Raw genomic sequence first — 2,915 nt, 5'->3', positions numbered from 1 at the left:
TCTCAGGTAAGCGCTATCCCATCGGTCGACGAGGACCAGGAGGACCCGTGGAGCACGCACCCGCCACGCTGACCGACCCCGCGGGCGCACCCGCCGCCCCGCGCCCCGCCCGCAGCGCCGTCGTCGTCGGCACCGGGGCCATCGCCCACGCCCACGCCGCCGCGCTGCGCACCGCCGGCGAGCGGGTGCGCCTGGTCGCCGCCGTCGACGTCGACGAGGACAGGGCGCGGGGGTTCGCCGAGCGCTGGGGGGTGCCCGCCACCGCCGGCCGCCTGGAGGACGTGCTCGCCGCGCACCCGGTGGACCTCGTCCTGCTGTGCACGCCGCCGGCCACCCACGTGCCGCTGGCCGAGACGGCGCTGGCCGCCGGGGCGAACGTCGTGGTGGAGAAGCCCGTGGCGCTCTCCCTGGCCCAGACCGACCGCCTGCTGGCCGCCGAGGCCGCCTCGACGGGCTCGGTGGCCGTGGTCTCCCAGCACCGCTTCGGCTCCGGCGTGCGGCGCCTGGCCGCCCTCGTGGCCGACGGCACCCTCGGCCGCCCCCTCGTGGCGACCTGCCTGACCCAGTGGTACCGGCCCGACGCCTACTTCCAGGTGCCCTGGCGCGGCACCTTCGAGGCCGAGGGCGGCGGGCCCACGATGGGCCACGGCATCCACCAGGTGGACGTCCTGCTCGCCGTGCTCGGGCAGTGGAGCGAGGTGAGCGCGATGGCCGCGCGCGGCGCGCGCCCCACCCGCACCGAGGAGGTCTCCACCGCCACCGTGCGCTTCGCCTCCGGCGCGCTGGCCGCCGTGGTGAACTCCGTGGTCTCCCCGCGCGAGACGTCCGCGCTGCGCTTCGACCTCGAGCGCGCCACCGTGGAGCTGACCCACCTGTACGGCTACGGCGACGAGGACTTCACCGTCACCGCCGCCCCCGGCCACGAGGAGGGGGTCGCCCGCGCCTGGGCCGCCGGACCGGCCGGGGTGCCCAGCAGCCACGCGGCGCAGTTCGCCGCCGTCCTGGACGCCCTGGACGCCGGCACCACCCCGCCGGTGGCGCTGCGCACCGCCCGCGACACCCTCGAACTGGTCGCGGCCACCTACCGCTCGGCGTTCACCGGCGAGCTCGTGCGCCGCGGCGACATCGGCCCCGACGACCCGTTCGCGCTGCGCATGGACGGCACCGGCGCCCCGTGGGAGCGCGCCGGCACGGCGGCGCAGCGGTGAGCGCGGTGCGCGCGGTGCGCGCCGAGCACGACGAGGGCGCCGGGGGGTTCACCGTCCACCTGCGCACCGGCGAGCGCGACGTGGAGGTGGCCCGCTACCGCTACCGCAGCGACGTGCCGCAGCTGGAGTCCCCGCGCCCGTACCTGCACCCGCTGCGCACCCCCGCCGGGCACGAGGTCACCCTGTACCGCCCGCACGACCACGTGTGGCACAAGGGGATCGCCTGGTCGCTGCCCCACGTCGGCCCGCACAACTTCTGGGGCGGGCCCACCTACGTGCGCGGTCGCGGCTACGTGCAGCTGGACAACGACGGCTCCGTGGACACCGTCGAGGTGCTCGCCGCCGGGGACGCGGCCGACGGCACGGGCGGCACCGGCGGGACCGGCGCGGGGGGCGCGGCGCGCTTCGCGCACGAGCTGGCCTGGCACGCGCAGTCCGGCGAGGAGGTCGTGCGCGAGCGGCGCGAGCTGGTGTTCGCCGCCGCCACCGCCGACGCCTGGGTCCTCACCGTGGACCTGGCGCTGCGCAACGTCTCCGGCGGCGACCTGCCCCTGGGCAGCCCCACCACCAACGGCCGGGAGAACGCCGGCTACGGCGGGCTGTTCTGGCGCGGCCCGCGCAGCTTCACCGGCGGGCGGCTGGTCACCGAGCGGGCGGCCGGCGGCGACGAGCTGCGCGGCGAGCGGGCCGAGTGGATGGCCTTCAGCGGCCGGCACGACGAGGTGGACGCCGCCTCCACCGTGCTGCTGCTCGACGACCGGGGCAACCCGCGGCACCCGCCGCAGTGGTTCGCGCGCAGCGAGCAGTTCGCCGCCCTGTGCCCGGCGCCGTTCTTCGCGCAGGAGCTGGGCTTCGCCGACGGCGAGGAGCTGCGCTTCCGCTGCGCCGTCGTCGTGGCCGACGGCGCCAGCGACCCCGAGCGCGGGCGCGGGCTGGCGGCCCTGGGCCGCGCGGCGCTGGCCGCCGCGCGCACCGCCGCGGCCTGAGGAGCGGCCGGGCTCAGCCCAGCCAGTCGAACGGCGACTGCGTCAGCGGCCGCCAGTCCGGGGTGTCGCCCTGCAGCACCATCACGGCGGCCGCGGAGGCCACGAGCAGCAGCAGCCCGACCGCGGCACCGGTGGACCGCTCGCTGCGCAGCGCGGAGCGCACCGCGGTGCGCGCGCCGCGCTGCAGCGAGCGGCTGCCCGGCCCGAACCACGCCACGAGCACCCCCGCCAGGCCCCCGGCGGCCAGCAGCTCCGGCGCGCCGGGGTCCGAGCCCAGCGGTCCGCCGGCGACCGTGCCGCCGATGAAGACGACGCTCAGGCCCACCAGCAGCGGCACGATCGAGGCCAGGGCCGTGGACAGGGCCGCGCGCAGCAGGTGCCACGGCGTCGCGGCCGTCACCGCCAGCGCGTCCGTCGAGCGCGGGCCCGCCTCCCAGCGGCGGCGGAACAGCGCTGCCGAGGCGCGGTCCACGGTGCGCGCCAGCACCCCGGCGGCGAACGCCACGACCACCCCGGCGGTGGGGGCGACCGCGAGGACGCCGACCAGGGCCAGCAGGCCGGCGAACAGGGTCCAGGAGCGCTGCGGGCGCGCCGGCTGCCCGTTCGTGCCCAGCCGCGGCGCGGAGCGCTCCCGCCCGCCGGCGCGGTCGTCCTGCCCGGCGGGCCGGTCCAGCGGCCCGCGCTGCTGCCCGGGCAGCGGGTACCCCGCGGGCCGCTGGAC

2 protein-coding genes and 1 pseudogene are annotated in these 2,915 nt (G+C 78.7%); 2 read left to right on the top strand and 1 reads right to left on the bottom strand.

From position 1 onward, the window contains the following. Positions 1-47 precede the first annotated feature (47 nt). The gene (locus GTR00_RS18085) at positions 48-1,208 is read left to right on the top strand and encodes a Gfo/Idh/MocA family protein (RefSeq protein WP_166612968.1); all 1,161 of its coding nucleotides are present in this window, start codon (positions 48-50) and stop codon (positions 1,206-1,208) included. Beyond that, the gene (locus GTR00_RS18080) at positions 1,205-2,194 is read left to right on the top strand and encodes a DUF6807 domain-containing protein (protein ID WP_205706125.1); all 990 of its coding nucleotides are present in this window, start codon (positions 1,205-1,207) and stop codon (positions 2,192-2,194) included. The genes GTR00_RS18085 and GTR00_RS18080 overlap by 4 nt, the downstream gene beginning before the upstream one ends. Before the next feature lie 13 nt (positions 2,195-2,207). Here the strand turns inward: GTR00_RS18080 and GTR00_RS18075 are convergent. Then, positions 2,208-2,915, bottom strand: a pseudogene (locus GTR00_RS18075) (hypothetical protein); the annotation flags it as partial.

Source organism: Kineococcus indalonis (assembly GCF_009906395.1).
Lineage (GTDB): Bacteria > Actinomycetota > Actinomycetes > Actinomycetales > Kineococcaceae > Kineococcus > Kineococcus indalonis.
The sequence above is the reverse complement of the archived record's forward strand: the minus strand, read 5'-3'. Positions and strand labels throughout refer to the sequence as shown.